Genomic DNA, 13,221 nt, shown 5'->3' with positions numbered 1-13,221 from the left:
ATGGAACTTTCTGTATTAAATATTAATGGACAGGATACTGGCAGAAAGGTATCTCTTTCAGATGAAATATTTGGAATTGAGCCAAATAACCATGCTATGTATCTGGATGTAAAGCAATTTTTAGCCAACCAGAGACAAGGTACTCATAAATCAAAAGAACGTAACGAGGTTTCTGGAACTACTAAAAAGCTTAAAAAGCAAAAAGGTACAGGTGGCGCACGTGCCGGTTCAATGAAATCACCTGTATTTATAGGTGGTGGTAGAGTGTTTGGACCTAGACCAAGAAACTACTCATTTAAATTAAATAAAAAAGTAAAATCTTTAGCTAGAATATCTGCATTGTCTTCTTTAATGAAAGATAATAAAATAGCTTTAGTTGAACCGATTCAATTAGCTCAACCAAAAACTAAAGATTTTACTTCGATTTTAACTAATTTATCTATTGCTGATAAAAAAACATTAGTTGTTACATCCGAAGCAAACGAGAATGTATTTCTGTCAAGCCGTAATTTAAAACGAGTTAAAGTATTAACAGCTGCAAATTTAACTACTTATGATTTGTTGAATACAGACAATCTGTTATTAACAGAAGAAACTGTAAGTACGTTAGAAAAACTCTATACGAGATAAAAATGGAAATTCTGAAAAGACCTTTAGTAACGGAGAAAATGACCGCTTTGAACGAGAAAGGCAAATATGCATTCGAAGTTGGTAAAAACGCAAACAAAGTAGAGATAAAGAAGCATATCGAAAAACTCTATGGAGTAACAGTAGAGAAGGTGGCTACTATGCGTATACAAGGTAAATTGAAAACTAAAAATACCAAAGCTGGTGTCGTATCTGGGCGTAAGCCAATGGTAAAAAAAGCAATTGTCACTGTTAAAGAAGGTGATATTATTGATTTTTACAGTAGCATTTAATACGTAACTATAAAATGGCATTAAAAAAATTAAGACCAATAACACCAGGTCAAAGATTTAGAATTGCGCCGGAGTTTGATGAGATTACAACTTCAACTCCTGAAAAATCTTTGTTGGCACCAATTTCAAAATCTGGTGGTAGAAATGATTCCGGTAAAATGACAATGCGCTACATTGGCGGTGGTCATAAAAAACAGTACCGGTTAGTAGATTTTAAAAGAAATAAATACGGTGTTCCGGCTGTTGTGAAGTCGATTGAATATGATCCAAATCGGACAGCACGAATTGCATTACTTTACTATGCAGATGGGGAAAAAAGCTATATTTTAGCTCCTGCTGGTTTAAAAGTTGGAAGCACTGTAATATCAGGTCCAGGTGTGGCACCAGAAGTGGGGAATTGCTTGCCTTTGACGGATATTCCTTTAGGTACTATTGTACATAATATAGAGTTAATGCCGGGTAATGGCGGAACACTAGCCAGAAGTGCAGGAACCTATGCTCAATTAGTAGCTCGTGAAAGTAAATATGCTACTTTGAAATTACCTTCAGGCGAAATGCGGATGGTTCTTGTTAACTGTGTTGCTACAGTAGGTACTGTATCTAATGCAGATCACATGAATGAAAATCTAGGCAAGGCAGGTAGAAGCAGATGGTTAGGCATTCGTCCAAGAGTAAGAGGTGTTGCTATGAACCCTGTTGATCACCCTATGGGTGGTGGTGAAGGTAAATCATCAGGTGGGCACCCACGTTCACGTAAAGGTTTGTACGCAAAAGGTAGAAAAACAAGAAATAAAAATAAATATTCTGAGAACCTGATTGTTAATAGAGGTAAAAAATAATGGGAAGATCATTAAAAAAAGGGCCTTATATTGACTTTCGGCTCGAGAATAAAGTTACTACAATGGACAGCTCTGGTAAAAAAGCTGTTATAAAAACTTGGTCACGTCGTTCTATGATTTCACCTGATTTTGTAGGGCATACGTTTGCAGTACATAATGGCAATAAATTTATTCCGGTTTATGTGACGGAAAATATGGTTGGACATAAATTAGGTGAATTTGCTCCAACTCGTAATTTCCGTGGTCACGTAGCTAAGAAAGATAAAGGTAAAAGATAAGCATGGAAGCAATAGCTAAATTAAAAAACGTTCCAACATCACCTCGTAAAATGCGTCTTGTGGCGAACTTAGTAAGAGGAAAGAGTGTTAACAAAGCTTTGGGTTTATTAAAATTTGAAGCTAACGCTGGAGCTGAGAAAATTGAAAAGCTTCTTTTATCTGCATTATCTAATTGGCAACAGAAGAACGAAGATGTTCGCTTAGAAGATGCTAACTTAGTTATAAAAAGCATTTTTGTAGATGAAGGTAAAATGCTGAAAAGACTAAGACCAGCTCCTCAGGGCCGGGGTCATAGAATCAGAAAGCGTTCGAATCATGTGACAATAGTCATTGATAGTATTTCAGAAGAAGAATTAGTAAGTATTTCACAAAACTCGGTTAAAGCCAAATAAATTCAAGATGGGACAAAAAGTTAATCCGGTAGGTTTTAGACTAGGCGTTATTAAAGGTTGGGATTCTAACTGGTATGGCGGTAAAGATTTTGCTGAAAAACTTATTGAGGATGAAAAGATAAGAAAATATATCTTAGCACGGATTCCTAAAGGTGGTATTTCAAAAATTGTATTGGAAAGAACCTTAAAGAGAATTACAATAACAATTAATACTGCAAGACCTGGTGTTGTAATTGGTAAAGGAGGGCAAGAGGTAGATAAAATCAAAGAAGAGTTAAAGAAAATCACTAATAAGGATGTTCAAATTAACATATTCGAGATCAAAAGACCAGAGCTTGATGCTAAATTAGTGGGAGAGTCCGTAGCTCAGCAATTACAGGCTCGTATTTCCTTTAGAAGAGCAATGAAGCAAGCTATTGCTTCTGCTATTCGGGTAGGTGCTGAAGGAGTAAAAATCCAGGTTTCTGGACGTTTAGGTGGCGCTGAAATGGCCCGTACTGAACACTATAAAGAAGGTCGTACTCCATTGCATACATTACGTGCTGATATTGACTATGCTTTATCTGAGGCGCAGACAGTATATGGTAAACTTGGCATTAAAGTATGGATCTTTAAAGGAGAAGTCTTTGGTAAAAAAGATTTGTCTCCAAATCAAGAACCTGCTAAAGCCGTAAATAATTCAGCAACTTCGCCAAGAAATGAACGAGGTGGAGACAGAACAGACCGAGATAGAAGCGGTGACCGTAATTCAAGAGGAAGAAATGATCGTAATGATCGTGGTGAAGGACGCAATGATCGGGGTAACCGGGGTAATAATAGCCGAGGTGGTTCAAATAGAGGAGGCGGTGGTGCTGGCCGTCGTTAATAATTTACATATTAAGAGAAATTAAAAATGTTACAGCCAAAAAGGACCGTTTATAGAAAAATGCATAAAGGCCGGGTTAATGGGTTTGCTTATAGAGGCAGTACTATTTCCTTTGGTTCCTTTGCTATAAAATCATTAGAAGCATCTTGGATTACCAGTCGCCAAATAGAAGCTGCTCGTATTGCCATGACAAGAGCAATGAAAAGGGAAGGACAGGTTTGGATTCGTATATTTCCTGATAAACCTATTACTAAAAAGCCTGCTGAGGTTCGGATGGGTAAAGGTAAAGGATCTCCGGAATATTGGGTAGCAGTAATCAAACCAGGTACCATTTTGTTTGAGTCAGATGGAGTTGACCTTGCTACTGCTCAAGAATCGTTGCGGTTAGCTGCTCAAAAGTTACCAGTTAAAACCAAGTTTGTTGTACGTAGAGATTACGTTGAGAAATAATTATGAAATATTCAGATATAAGAGCACTTTCCTTAAATGAACTAAAGGAGCGCCTTGCTGTAGAAAGAACAAATAATCAAAACTTACGGTTTGCTCATTCAATTTCTCCTCTTGAAAATCCCTTAAAGATAAAAGAGTCGCGGAAGATTATAGCAAAATTAAATACAGAGTTGCGTAATCGGGAATTAAACACAAGCTCTCAATTATAATATGATGGAAACGAGAAATTTAAGAAAAGAAAAAACTGGTAGAGTTGTATCAAATAAAATGAACAAATCTATTACTGTAGTTGTGGAAAGCAAAATGAAGCATCCAATCTATGGTAAGTTCGTTTCTAAATCCACAAAGTTTAAGGCTCATGACGAAAGAAATGAGTGTGGAGTTGGTGATACGGTTAGAATAATGGAAACGCGGCCTTTAAGTAAAACGAAGAATTGGCGTTTAGTTGAAATAATTGAAAGAGCAAAATAGGAAATGATACAGCAAGAATCAAGGTTATCAGTTGCCGATAATAGCGGAGCCAAAGAAGTTCTTTGCATTAGGGTACTAGGTGGTACTGGTAAAAAATATGCTTCTATTGGAGATAAAATCATTGTAACTGTAAAGTCTGCCCTTACTTCGGGTAATGTTAAGAAAGGATCAGTTTCTAAAGCAGTAGTTGTAAGAACGAAAAAAGAAATCCGTCGAAAAGATGGATCATATATCCGTTTTGATGATAATGCTGCTGTATTATTGAATAATAACGATGAACCACGTGGAACACGTATCTTTGGTCCAGTGGCTCGTGAGTTAAGAGAAAAGCAATTTATGAAAATTGTTTCATTAGCACCTGAAGTATTATAATCATGAAACAAGTTATAGAAAAGCCATACAAACTACATGTTAAAACTGGTGATACAGTTAAGGTAATTGCAGGTAACGAAAAGGGCAATACAGGTAGAATTATATCAGTACTTACTAAAACTAATAAAGTAGTTGTAGAAGGTTTAAATATGGTTACAAAACATAATAAACCAACTGCGAAAACGCCTAATGGTGGCATTACCCAAAAGGAAGCTCCTATTCATGCAAGTAATGTTATGTTAGTAGAAGGCGACCAAGTAGTGAGAACAGGCAAAAAGTTAAACGCTGAAGGTAAGTTGCAGCGTTATTCAAAAAAAACTGGAGAGAATATATAAAATGGCAACTGCAAGATTAAAGGAGAAATATCAAAAGGAGATTATATCCTCGCTGAAAGAAAAATTTCAGTATAAAAGCATCATGCAAGTTCCACGCATCACTAAAATATGTATCAACAAAGGCATTGGTAATGCCGTTGCTGATAAAAAACTAGTTGATATTGGCGTTGACGAATTGACTACTATTACAGGTCAGAAAGCGGTAGCTACCAAAGCTAAAAATTCCGTATCTAATTTTAAATTGCGTGAAGGCATGCCTATTGGAGCTCGTGTTACATTAAGAGGTGATCAGATGTATGAATTTATGGATCGACTTTTAACTGTGGCATTGCCGAGGGTAAGGGATTTCCGTGGTATAAATGATAAAGGTTTTGATGGTAGAGGCAATTATACATTAGGTATAAAGGAGCAAATCATTTTTCCAGAAATTAGTATTGATAAAATTAAGGCTATTTCAGGTATGGACATAACTTTCGTAACTACAGCGCAGAATGATGAAGAAAGTTATGAATTGTTAAAAGCTTTCGGGATGCCTTTTCAAAATTTAAAAAAGTAGAATAATGGCGAAAGAATCTGTAAAAGCGCGCGAATTAAAAAAACAAAAAGCTGTTGAAAAGTATGCAGCTAAAAGAAAAGAATTAAAAGAAGCTGGAGATTATGAAGCTTTAGATAAGCTACCACGGAATGCATCACCTGTGCGGTTGCATAATCGTTGTAAATTATCCGGAAGACCACGAGGATATATTCGGAAATTTGGAATATCCAGGGTAGTTTTTCGGGAATTAGCTTCAGCTGGTAAAATTCCGGGTGTTACCAAATCTAGTTGGTAATTTTATTTTTTTTTATACAATTAAATAGTATCTTTGCGGCTCGAAAAACTGAGCTATAAAATTATATTCATAATGAATACAGATCCCATAGCAGATTATTTAACTAGATTGCGGAATGCTATCAAAGCAAATCATCGCATAGTTGAAATACCATCTAGCAAAATAAAAAAAGAAATCACACGGGTTTTACATGAGAAAGGGTATATTCAAAGTTATCGGTTCGATGATTCTTCGGTACAAGGCACTATAAAGATTGCACTTAAATACAATCCTGCAACTAAACAATCTGCTATAGTTCATTTAGAAAGAATCAGCAAGCCTGGATTGCGGAAATATGCTCATTTTGAAAATCTTCCGCGGGTACTTAACGGTTTAGGAGTTGCCATTTTATCTACTTCAAAAGGAGTAATGACCGAAAAAGAAGCTAAAGGTCTAAATGTTGGTGGTGAAGTATTGTGTTACGTTTATTAATAAATTGAAATATGTCACGTATTGGTAAATTGCCTATAACTGTTCCTGCCAGTGTTGAGATTAATCTTAACGCAGACAATACCATTTTGGTAAAGGGACCAAAAGGTACTCTTCAAACCCAAGTTGACCGAGATATTAAGCTATCTAAAGTTGATGGACAGCTAATTGTAGAACGACCAACTGATCAAAAAAGACATAAAGCCATGCATGGTCTTTATCGTTCATTGATCAATAATATGGTTGTTGGAGTAAGTGATGGATTTAAAGAGCAACTTGAATTAGTTGGTGTTGGTTATAAAGCTACAGCATCTAATAATACTTTAGAGCTTTCTCTTGGCTACTCGCATAATATATTTTTAGCTTTACCTAAAGAAGTTACTGCAAGTGCTGTTACCGAAAAAGGTAAGGCTCCAGTGATTATATTAGAAAGTATAGATAAGCAATTAATTGGTCAGGTTGCAGCAAAAATAAGATCCTTACGCAAAGTAGAACCTTATAAAGGCAAGGGTATACGTTTTGTTGGCGAAATAATCAGAAGAAAAGCTGGTAAAACAGCATCTAAATAATCGATAATAATGTCAGTTCAAAAATCAGAAAGAAGGCTACGGATCAGACGGAGTATCAGAACGAAAATTTCCGGTACATCTACAAAACCTCGTTTATCTGTGTTTAGAAGTAACCGTGCAATTTATGCTCAGTTGATTAATGATCAAGAGGGTAAAACCTTGGTTTCAGTTTCTTCAGGTTCCATTGATATTACTGGAAGCTCAAAAATTGAAATTGCTTCTCATGTAGGAAAAACGTTAGCGAATAAAGCACTGGATCTAGGGATTACAGAAGTTGTATTTGACCGTTCAGGATATTTATATCACGGTAGAGTAAAATCGTTGGCTGAAGGTGCTCGTGAAGGAGGCCTTAAATTTTAATATATGTCTAAGAATAATTTAAGAATTGTACGGGCTAGTGACATTGACCTTAAAGAAAGAGTAGTTGCCATAAAAAGGGTAGCTAAGGTAGTTAAAGGTGGCCGTCGATTTAGCTTTTCAGCAATCGTAGTTGTAGGTGATGGAAATGGGGTTGTAGGCTATGGTTTAGGTAAAGCTAACGAAGTAACTGATGCAATTGCTAAAGGCATTGATGATGCTAAAAAAAATTTAGTGAAAGTTCCTGTATATCATCATACAGTACCTCATTCTATCGAAGGAAAATTTTCAGGAGGCTTCGTGCTTGTTAAGCCAGCTGCTGCTGGTACTGGTGTAATAGCCGGTGGTGCAATGCGAGCTGTTTTTGAAAGTGCTGGTATTAAAGACGTATTAGCTAAATCTAAAGGTTCATCTAATCCGCATAACGTAGTAAAAGCAACCTTTGATGCACTTTCTAAAATGCGCGATCCATTAGCTGTTGCTCAACAACGTGGCGTTAATCTTTCAAAAGTTTTTAATGGATAACGAAATGGCGCAAGTTAAGATTACTCAAGTTAAAAGTATTATTGATAGTTCCAAGAATCAGAAGCTTACGATTCAAGCTTTAGGTTTAGGGAAAATAAGCAAATCTGTTCTTGTTGAAAATACTCCGCAGATTGCAGGTATGCTCCGTAAAGTTCAACATTTAGTAGAAGTTAAAGAATTGTAGCAATGAATTTAAGCTTATTACAACCAGCCTTAGGCTCTGTTAAGGATAGAAAAAGAATAGGTCGGGGTACTGGCTCCGGACGTGGAGGAACCTCCACTCGTGGCCATAAAGGAGCAAAGTCACGGTCTGGATACTCTAGTAAAATCGGTTTCGAAGGTGGTCAAATGCCTTTGCAAAGACGTGTGCCAAAATTTGGTTTTAAAAATTTTAATAGAGTTGAATATTCTCCTATCAATATCGATGTGATTTCATCTTTAGCTAATAGTTTACAGGTGAATGTTGTTGATTTAGAATTTTTTAAAGCGCACGGTCTTATTTCTAAGAATGATAAAGTTAAAGTTTTAGGACGTGGCGAAATTAATAACCCGATAGAAATACATGCTCATGCATTTTCTAAATCTGCCTCTGAGTTGATCGAAAAAGCAGGTGGTAAAATCGTGCTTATATAATTAGCTTTATGAAAAAGTTTATAACAACAGTTAAGAATATATTTGCAATTGAAGACCTAAGGACTCGTATATTGAATACCTTAGGTTTTATTGCAATTTTTAGATTAGGTTCTTATGTTGTTTTACCGGGCATTGATTCTTCTAAACTACAGTCTAACTCGCAAGGCATTTTTGGGTTATTAGATACTTTATTAGGAGGAGCATTTAGTAATGCTTCTATTTTTGCATTAGGTATAATGCCCTATATATCTGCTTCCATAGTCTTGCAACTACTTACTATAGCTGTTCCTTATTTTCAAAAGTTACAAAAGGAAGGAGAGTCTGGCAGGAAAAAAATTAATCAGTATACTAGAGTTTTAACAATAGCTATAACTGCTGCGCAATCAATTGGATTTATTGCCACCATAAATGCTGAAGCTATTGCCGTAAGTAACTTATCATTTACAATTTCTTCTGTAGTCATTTTAACTGCAGGTACTATTTTTTGTATGTGGTTAGGAGAAAAAATTACGGATAAAGGAATAGGTAATGGTATATCCATGTTGATAATGATTGGAATTGTTTCTAGACTTCCTAGTGCTATTTTGCAAGAATTATTATCAAAAAGATTAAATGGGCTATTAATATTTTTATTAGAGCTATTTGTTCTTTATTTAGTGGTTATGGCAGTAGTTATGTTAACTCAAGCAGTTCGCAGAATACCTGTACAGTATGCTAAGCAAGTAGGTGGTACTACACAATATAGTGGTCAAAGGCAGTTTATACCATTAAAAGTAAATGCTGCAGGAGTAATGCCTATTATATTTGCCCAATCTTTAATGTTTATTCCGGCTTTAATATCTTCTATCTGGCGGGATACAAGTGAAACTGCTTCTTATATTGGAACAACATTTTCTGATTATACAAGCTGGCAGTATAATGCTTTATTTGGCTTTTTAATATTGATTTTTACTTATTTCTATACAGCCATTAGTGTTAATCCCGATCAAATATCTAATGATTTAAAAAGAAGTGGTGGCTTTATCCCTGGTGTAAAACCAGGTCTAGCAACTTCTGAATATATTGGAGATGTTCTTGATAGAATTACTTTGCCTGGTGCATTATTTTTAGCTTTAATTGCTATTTTCCCTTCTATAGCATTAATCTTTGGAGTAACTAGAGAGTTTTCTGCTTTTTTTGGAGGAACTTCTTTAATTATAATGGTAGGAGTAGTTTTAGATACTCTTAATCAAGTTGAGAGTTATTTACTCATGCGCCATTATGATGGTATGATGAAATCTGGTAAATTAAAAGGAAGGTCGCAGAATATAGCCTTGGCCTCTTAAAATGATTTTTTACAAAACAGAAGAAGAAATTAGTATACTTCGTGAAGGAGCTGAGATATTAGGCAAAACTCATGGTGAAATTTCTAAATACATCCAAGCTGGAGTATCCACTAAATTTTTAGATGAACTAGCTGAAACGTTTATACTAGATCATGGGGGTAGTCCTTCTTTTAAAGGTTATAATGGATTTCTTCATAGTTTATGTGTTTCAGTTAATTCCGTTGTAGTTCATGGTTTGCCAAGTGATTATGAACTTAAACCTGGAGATATTGTTTCTGTAGATTGTGGTGTTTTTTATAAAGGCTATCATACAGATTCAGCTTATACTCATGCTGTAGATGTAGTTGAGCCGGAAATAAAGAATTTGTTAGATGCTACTAAGAAGTCATTATATCTAGGTATTGAAAATGCTATAGCTGGATTAAGATTAGGTGATATTAGTTCAGCTATTCAAAGTTATGTAGAAGGAAAAAGATTTTCAGTAGTTAGAGAATTAGTAGGCCACGGAATAGGTAAACATTTACATGAAGCCCCGGAAGTTCCTAATTATGGAAGACGGGGTACAGGAATAAAATTGCAAGAAGGTTTAGTATTAGCTATTGAACCCATGGTTAATTTAGGTAGTAAAAATATTTTTCAAGAATTAGATGGTTGGACCATCCGTACTAAAGATAACAAGCCTTCTGCTCATTTTGAACATACAGTTGTAGTACGAAAAGATCAGGCTGAAGTTCTGACTACTTTCAAATACATAGAAAAGGAAGAATAATTATATATGGCTAAACAGTCTTCTATCGAACAAGATGGGACAATAGTAGAGGCATTGTCCAATGCAATGTTTCGAGTAGAATTAGAAAATGGGCATCAAGTAATATCTCATATATCCGGCAAAATGAGAATGCACTATATCAAAATTCTTCCCGGAGATAAAGTTAAGATTGAGATGTCGCCATACGATTTAACTAAAGGAAGAATAGTTTATAGATACAAATAGAAAATGAAAGTTAAAGCATCTGTTAAGAAAAGAAGCGTAGATTGCAAAGTAATTCGTCGTAAGGGGAAGCTTTACGTGATCAACAAGAAAAACCCACGATATAAACAAAGACAAGGATAATTTATTTTTATATGGCTAGAATTGCAGGAGTAGATATTCCAGATAAAAAAAGAGGTGAGATTTCGCTCACTTATATTTATGGTATAGGTCGTAGAGCTTCCCAATCTATACTGACTAAGGCTGGAGTAAGCTGGGATAAAAAAGTAAGCGAATGGACTGAAGAAGAAGCAGGTACTATTCGTAGCATTATTGCTTCAGAACATAAGACCGAAGGTGTGTTGCGTTCAGAGGTACAGCTGCATATAAAACGTTTGATGGATATTGGTTCATATCGGGGCCTTCGTCATAGAAAAGGCTTGCCTGTGAGAGGTCAGCGTACTAAAAACAACTCGCGTACTCGTAAAGGTAAGCGGAAAACAGTTGCTAACAAGAAAAAAGCTACTAAATAAGTAATATAGTTATGGCTCAAAAAAGAAAAGATAAAGCCAAGAAGCGTGTAGTTGTTGTAGAACCTACAGGACAAGTACACATCAAAGCATCTTTCAATAATATTATCATCTCTATTACCAACAATAACGGACAGGTCATTTCTTGGGCTTCTGCTGGTAAAATGGGTTTTAAAGGTTCTAAGAAGAACACACCATACGCTGCCCAGATGGCTGCTTCTGATTGTGCACGAGTAGCACATGAATTAGGAATGCGTAAAGCAGAAGTTTTTGTTAAAGGTCCTGGTGCCGGAAGAGAATCTGCAATTCGGACAGTGCAAGGTGCTGGTATTGAAGTGACTACAATCAAAGATGTTACTCCACTTCCACATAATGGTTGTAGACCTCCTAAAAGAAGAAGAGTTTAAGGATATAAAATGGTAGACCTTTTTAGGTCCTGATTTGATATAAGATGGCAAGATATACTGGTCCAAAGACCAAAATTTCAAGAAGATTTAATGAACCTATATTTGGAGCAAGTAAAGCTTTACAAAAGAAAGCTTATCCTCCAGGTATGCACGGTAGAGGCCGAAGAAAAAAGCAGTCTGAATATGCTATCCAGTTGATGGAAAAGCAAAAAGCTAAATACTTGTATGGTGTTTTAGAAAAACAATTTGCTAATTTGTTTGATAAAGCGCACCGCAAAGGTGGTATTACTGGTGAAAACTTACTCCGTTTACTAGAAGCAAGATTAGATAACACGGTATATCGTTTAGGCATTGCTCCAACTCGTAGAGCTGCTCGTCAGCTTGTGTTGCACAAACATATTTTAGTTGACGGAGAAATAGTTAACATTGCATCATACAGCTTAAAACCTGGTCAAACAATTGGTGTTCGGGAAAAATCCAAATCTCTTGAGTCAATCACAACAAGTTTAAGTACACGTAACGTTCGTCAGTTTAACTGGTTAGAGTGGGACGGAAAAGACATGGTTGGAAAATTTGTTTCTGAACCAGAAAGGGATCAAATACCTGAGAAAATTCAGGAGCAATTGATCGTTGAGCTTTATTCTAAATAAGCTCCCGAATTTTAATATTCATAAATATAATATTACACTATATGTCAATATTAGCCTTTCAAATGCCAGAGAAAGTTGTTATGGAAAAAGCCGACGACTTTCATGGTCAATTTGAATTTAAACCTTTGGAAAAAGGATACGGTGTAACTATAGGCAATGCTCTTAGAAGAATATTATTATCTTCTTTAGAAGGATATGCTATTACAGCTATTCGCATCCCTGGGGTATTACATGAATTTTCTACCATCGAAGGTGTAATGGAGGATGTTTCTGAAATTATTCTTAATTTGAAGATGGTGAGATTCAAAAAAGTAAGCGAAGCTATAGAAGACAAAATTACTGTAACCATTTCTAATAAAAATACTTTCCAAGCGGGAGATATTAGCAGATTTACAAATGGTTTTCAAGTTTTAAATCCAGAGCTTGTAATCTGTCATTTAGAGCCAACAGTTAATTTTGAAATTGAATTAACTCTTCAAAAAGGCCGCGGTTACGTTCCTGCTGATGAAAATAAACCTAATGAGCAGGTATTCGGACAAATTGCCATTGATGCTATATTTACTCCTATCAAAAATGTAAAGTACAGCATTGAAAATACCCGGGTAGAGCAAAAAACAGATTACGAAAAGCTTTCTATTGATATTCAAACTGATGGTTCAATTCATCCTGAAGAAGCATTAAAGGGAGCTGCTCATATTTTGATACAGCATTTCATGTTGTTCTCAGACAATACAATGACTTTTGAAACTGCTAAACCGGAAGAAGAGGAAGCGGTAGATGAAGAAATGTTGCATATGCGCAAAGTTTTGAAAACACCATTACATGATATGGATTTATCTGTTCGTGCTTACAACTGTTTAAAAGCAGCAGATATCAAAACTTTAGGCGATTTAGTGCAGTTAGATATGCAGGATATGATGAAGTTCCGGAATTTTGGTAAAAAATCCCTAACTGAATTGGAAAACTTAGTGGAAGAGAAGGGTTTGAATTTCGGTATGGATCTGTCCAAGTACAAATTAGATGAAGATTAATTAA

The 13,221-nt window shown here is 35.6% G+C and carries 27 protein-coding genes; all 27 read left to right on the top strand.

Going from position 1 to position 13,221, the window contains the following annotated elements:
- Window positions 1-630, top strand: coding sequence for a 50S ribosomal protein L4 (gene rplD, locus HUW51_RS03330; RefSeq protein ID WP_185272584.1), 630 nt, complete (start codon window positions 1-3; stop codon window positions 628-630).
- 2 nt (window positions 631-632) lie between these two features.
- Window positions 633-920: a 50S ribosomal protein L23 gene (gene rplW / locus HUW51_RS03325; protein WP_185272583.1), complete on the top strand. Its 288-nt coding sequence runs from the start codon at window positions 633-635 to the stop codon at window positions 918-920.
- Window positions 921-934: 14 nt separating this feature from the next.
- Window positions 935-1,759 carry a 50S ribosomal protein L2 gene (gene rplB / locus HUW51_RS03320; protein WP_185272582.1) on the top strand — a complete coding sequence of 275 codons (825 nt, stop codon included), beginning with the start codon at window positions 935-937 and terminating at the stop codon, window positions 1,757-1,759.
- A complete protein-coding gene (rpsS, locus tag HUW51_RS03315; protein WP_185272581.1) occupies window positions 1,759-2,037 on the top strand; it encodes a 30S ribosomal protein S19 in 279 nt (92 codons plus the stop codon). The genes rplB and rpsS overlap by 1 nt, the downstream gene beginning before the upstream one ends.
- A 2-nt stretch (window positions 2,038-2,039) precedes the next feature.
- Window positions 2,040-2,429 carry a 50S ribosomal protein L22 gene (gene rplV / locus HUW51_RS03310; protein ID WP_185272580.1) on the top strand — a complete coding sequence of 130 codons (390 nt, stop codon included), beginning with the start codon at window positions 2,040-2,042 and terminating at the stop codon, window positions 2,427-2,429.
- A gap of 7 nt (window positions 2,430-2,436) precedes the next feature.
- Window positions 2,437-3,294, top strand: coding sequence for a 30S ribosomal protein S3 (gene rpsC, locus HUW51_RS03305; protein ID WP_185272579.1), 858 nt, complete (start codon window positions 2,437-2,439; stop codon window positions 3,292-3,294).
- Between the two features lie 27 nt (window positions 3,295-3,321).
- Window positions 3,322-3,744 (top strand): 50S ribosomal protein L16, encoded by a 423-nt coding sequence (rplP, locus tag HUW51_RS03300; RefSeq protein ID WP_185272578.1) that lies wholly within the window; start codon window positions 3,322-3,324, stop codon window positions 3,742-3,744.
- Window positions 3,745-3,746: 2 nt separating this feature from the next.
- Entirely contained in the window at window positions 3,747-3,953 is a 207-nt protein-coding gene (gene rpmC / locus HUW51_RS03295) for a 50S ribosomal protein L29 (protein WP_185272577.1), read from the top strand.
- A 4-nt stretch (window positions 3,954-3,957) separates the two neighbouring features.
- Complete coding sequence (gene rpsQ / locus HUW51_RS03290) at window positions 3,958-4,215, top strand: 30S ribosomal protein S17 (protein WP_185274419.1); 258 nt, start codon at window positions 3,958-3,960, stop codon at window positions 4,213-4,215.
- A gap of 3 nt (window positions 4,216-4,218) precedes the next feature.
- Window positions 4,219-4,587 carry a 50S ribosomal protein L14 gene (rplN, locus tag HUW51_RS03285; RefSeq protein ID WP_106930152.1) on the top strand — a complete coding sequence of 123 codons (369 nt, stop codon included), beginning with the start codon at window positions 4,219-4,221 and terminating at the stop codon, window positions 4,585-4,587.
- 2 nt (window positions 4,588-4,589) lie between these two features.
- Window positions 4,590-4,922, top strand: a complete 333-nt coding sequence (rplX, locus tag HUW51_RS03280) for a 50S ribosomal protein L24 (RefSeq protein WP_185272576.1) — start codon at window positions 4,590-4,592, stop codon at window positions 4,920-4,922.
- Between the two features lies 1 nt (window position 4,923).
- Window positions 4,924-5,478, top strand: a complete 555-nt coding sequence (gene rplE, locus HUW51_RS03275; protein WP_185272575.1) for a 50S ribosomal protein L5 — start codon at window positions 4,924-4,926, stop codon at window positions 5,476-5,478.
- 4 nt (window positions 5,479-5,482) lie between these two features.
- Entirely contained in the window at window positions 5,483-5,752 is a 270-nt protein-coding gene (gene rpsN / locus HUW51_RS03270; protein ID WP_185272574.1) for a 30S ribosomal protein S14, read from the top strand.
- Between the two features lie 72 nt (window positions 5,753-5,824).
- Complete coding sequence (gene rpsH, locus HUW51_RS03265) at window positions 5,825-6,223, top strand: 30S ribosomal protein S8 (protein ID WP_185272573.1); 399 nt, start codon at window positions 5,825-5,827, stop codon at window positions 6,221-6,223.
- Window positions 6,224-6,234: 11 nt separating this feature from the next.
- A complete protein-coding gene (gene rplF / locus HUW51_RS03260; protein WP_185272572.1) occupies window positions 6,235-6,789 on the top strand; it encodes a 50S ribosomal protein L6 in 555 nt (184 codons plus the stop codon).
- Window positions 6,790-6,798: 9 nt separating this feature from the next.
- The gene (rplR, locus tag HUW51_RS03255) at window positions 6,799-7,149 is read left to right on the top strand and encodes a 50S ribosomal protein L18 (RefSeq protein WP_185272571.1); all 351 of its coding nucleotides are present in this window, start codon (window positions 6,799-6,801) and stop codon (window positions 7,147-7,149) included.
- Window positions 7,150-7,152: 3 nt separating this feature from the next.
- Entirely contained in the window at window positions 7,153-7,671 is a 519-nt protein-coding gene (rpsE, locus tag HUW51_RS03250) for a 30S ribosomal protein S5 (protein ID WP_185272570.1), read from the top strand.
- A 4-nt stretch (window positions 7,672-7,675) separates the two neighbouring features.
- Window positions 7,676-7,855, top strand: coding sequence for a 50S ribosomal protein L30 (gene rpmD, locus HUW51_RS03245; protein WP_228467031.1), 180 nt, complete (start codon window positions 7,676-7,678; stop codon window positions 7,853-7,855).
- A 2-nt stretch (window positions 7,856-7,857) separates the two neighbouring features.
- Window positions 7,858-8,304 carry a 50S ribosomal protein L15 gene (gene rplO / locus HUW51_RS03240; RefSeq protein ID WP_185272568.1) on the top strand — a complete coding sequence of 149 codons (447 nt, stop codon included), beginning with the start codon at window positions 7,858-7,860 and terminating at the stop codon, window positions 8,302-8,304.
- A gap of 8 nt (window positions 8,305-8,312) precedes the next feature.
- A complete protein-coding gene (gene secY, locus HUW51_RS03235; protein ID WP_185272567.1) occupies window positions 8,313-9,629 on the top strand; it encodes a preprotein translocase subunit SecY in 1,317 nt (438 codons plus the stop codon).
- A 1-nt stretch (window position 9,630) separates the two neighbouring features.
- Entirely contained in the window at window positions 9,631-10,398 is a 768-nt protein-coding gene (map, locus tag HUW51_RS03230) for a type I methionyl aminopeptidase (protein WP_185272566.1), read from the top strand.
- A gap of 6 nt (window positions 10,399-10,404) precedes the next feature.
- On the top strand, window positions 10,405-10,623 hold the full coding sequence (gene infA, locus HUW51_RS03225) for a translation initiation factor IF-1 (protein WP_185272565.1): 219 nt from the start codon (window positions 10,405-10,407) through the stop codon (window positions 10,621-10,623).
- Window positions 10,624-10,626: 3 nt separating this feature from the next.
- A complete protein-coding gene (rpmJ, locus tag HUW51_RS03220) occupies window positions 10,627-10,743 on the top strand; it encodes a 50S ribosomal protein L36 (protein WP_071890035.1) in 117 nt (38 codons plus the stop codon).
- Window positions 10,744-10,754: 11 nt separating this feature from the next.
- The gene (gene rpsM, locus HUW51_RS03215) at window positions 10,755-11,132 is read left to right on the top strand and encodes a 30S ribosomal protein S13 (protein WP_185272564.1); all 378 of its coding nucleotides are present in this window, start codon (window positions 10,755-10,757) and stop codon (window positions 11,130-11,132) included.
- Between the two features lie 11 nt (window positions 11,133-11,143).
- Entirely contained in the window at window positions 11,144-11,536 is a 393-nt protein-coding gene (gene rpsK / locus HUW51_RS03210) for a 30S ribosomal protein S11 (RefSeq protein WP_185272563.1), read from the top strand.
- 44 nt (window positions 11,537-11,580) lie between these two features.
- Entirely contained in the window at window positions 11,581-12,186 is a 606-nt protein-coding gene (rpsD, locus tag HUW51_RS03205; RefSeq protein ID WP_185272562.1) for a 30S ribosomal protein S4, read from the top strand.
- Window positions 12,187-12,227: 41 nt separating this feature from the next.
- A complete protein-coding gene (locus HUW51_RS03200; RefSeq protein ID WP_185272561.1) occupies window positions 12,228-13,217 on the top strand; it encodes a DNA-directed RNA polymerase subunit alpha in 990 nt (329 codons plus the stop codon).
- Window positions 13,218-13,221: the final 4 nt, after the last annotated feature.

The organism is Adhaeribacter swui (genome assembly GCF_014217805.1).
GTDB classification, from domain to species: domain Bacteria; phylum Bacteroidota; class Bacteroidia; order Cytophagales; family Hymenobacteraceae; genus Adhaeribacter; species Adhaeribacter swui.
Note: the sequence above shows the minus strand (reverse complement) of the source record. Positions and strands in the feature narration are given on the sequence as shown.

What these genes read in the sequence shown, in the direction of transcription:
- rplD (WP_185272584.1), top strand. Translation starts at nt 1, where the DNA reads ATGGAACTTTCTGTATTAAATATTAATGGACAGGATACTGGCAGAAAG.
- rplW (WP_185272583.1), top strand. Translation starts at nt 633, where the DNA reads ATGGAAATTCTGAAAAGACCTTTAGTAACGGAGAAAATGACCGCTTTG.
- rplB (WP_185272582.1), top strand. Translation starts at nt 935, where the DNA reads ATGGCATTAAAAAAATTAAGACCAATAACACCAGGTCAAAGATTTAGA.
- rpsS (WP_185272581.1), top strand. Translation starts at nt 1,759, where the DNA reads ATGGGAAGATCATTAAAAAAAGGGCCTTATATTGACTTTCGGCTCGAG.
- rplV (WP_185272580.1), top strand. Translation starts at nt 2,040, where the DNA reads ATGGAAGCAATAGCTAAATTAAAAAACGTTCCAACATCACCTCGTAAA.
- rpsC (WP_185272579.1), top strand. Translation starts at nt 2,437, where the DNA reads ATGGGACAAAAAGTTAATCCGGTAGGTTTTAGACTAGGCGTTATTAAA.
- rplP (WP_185272578.1), top strand. Translation starts at nt 3,322, where the DNA reads ATGTTACAGCCAAAAAGGACCGTTTATAGAAAAATGCATAAAGGCCGG.
- rpmC (WP_185272577.1), top strand. Translation starts at nt 3,747, where the DNA reads ATGAAATATTCAGATATAAGAGCACTTTCCTTAAATGAACTAAAGGAG.
- rpsQ (WP_185274419.1), top strand. Translation starts at nt 3,958, where the DNA reads ATGGAAACGAGAAATTTAAGAAAAGAAAAAACTGGTAGAGTTGTATCA.
- rplN (WP_106930152.1), top strand. Translation starts at nt 4,219, where the DNA reads ATGATACAGCAAGAATCAAGGTTATCAGTTGCCGATAATAGCGGAGCC.
- rplX (WP_185272576.1), top strand. Translation starts at nt 4,590, where the DNA reads ATGAAACAAGTTATAGAAAAGCCATACAAACTACATGTTAAAACTGGT.
- rplE (WP_185272575.1), top strand. Translation starts at nt 4,924, where the DNA reads ATGGCAACTGCAAGATTAAAGGAGAAATATCAAAAGGAGATTATATCC.
- rpsN (WP_185272574.1), top strand. Translation starts at nt 5,483, where the DNA reads ATGGCGAAAGAATCTGTAAAAGCGCGCGAATTAAAAAAACAAAAAGCT.
- rpsH (WP_185272573.1), top strand. Translation starts at nt 5,825, where the DNA reads ATGAATACAGATCCCATAGCAGATTATTTAACTAGATTGCGGAATGCT.
- rplF (WP_185272572.1), top strand. Translation starts at nt 6,235, where the DNA reads ATGTCACGTATTGGTAAATTGCCTATAACTGTTCCTGCCAGTGTTGAG.
- rplR (WP_185272571.1), top strand. Translation starts at nt 6,799, where the DNA reads ATGTCAGTTCAAAAATCAGAAAGAAGGCTACGGATCAGACGGAGTATC.
- rpsE (WP_185272570.1), top strand. Translation starts at nt 7,153, where the DNA reads ATGTCTAAGAATAATTTAAGAATTGTACGGGCTAGTGACATTGACCTT.
- rpmD (WP_228467031.1), top strand. Translation starts at nt 7,676, where the DNA reads ATGGCGCAAGTTAAGATTACTCAAGTTAAAAGTATTATTGATAGTTCC.
- rplO (WP_185272568.1), top strand. Translation starts at nt 7,858, where the DNA reads ATGAATTTAAGCTTATTACAACCAGCCTTAGGCTCTGTTAAGGATAGA.
- secY (WP_185272567.1), top strand. Translation starts at nt 8,313, where the DNA reads ATGAAAAAGTTTATAACAACAGTTAAGAATATATTTGCAATTGAAGAC.
- map (WP_185272566.1), top strand. Translation starts at nt 9,631, where the DNA reads ATGATTTTTTACAAAACAGAAGAAGAAATTAGTATACTTCGTGAAGGA.
- infA (WP_185272565.1), top strand. Translation starts at nt 10,405, where the DNA reads ATGGCTAAACAGTCTTCTATCGAACAAGATGGGACAATAGTAGAGGCA.
- rpmJ (WP_071890035.1), top strand. Translation starts at nt 10,627, where the DNA reads ATGAAAGTTAAAGCATCTGTTAAGAAAAGAAGCGTAGATTGCAAAGTA.
- rpsM (WP_185272564.1), top strand. Translation starts at nt 10,755, where the DNA reads ATGGCTAGAATTGCAGGAGTAGATATTCCAGATAAAAAAAGAGGTGAG.
- rpsK (WP_185272563.1), top strand. Translation starts at nt 11,144, where the DNA reads ATGGCTCAAAAAAGAAAAGATAAAGCCAAGAAGCGTGTAGTTGTTGTA.
- rpsD (WP_185272562.1), top strand. Translation starts at nt 11,581, where the DNA reads ATGGCAAGATATACTGGTCCAAAGACCAAAATTTCAAGAAGATTTAAT.
- HUW51_RS03200 (WP_185272561.1), top strand. Translation starts at nt 12,228, where the DNA reads ATGTCAATATTAGCCTTTCAAATGCCAGAGAAAGTTGTTATGGAAAAA.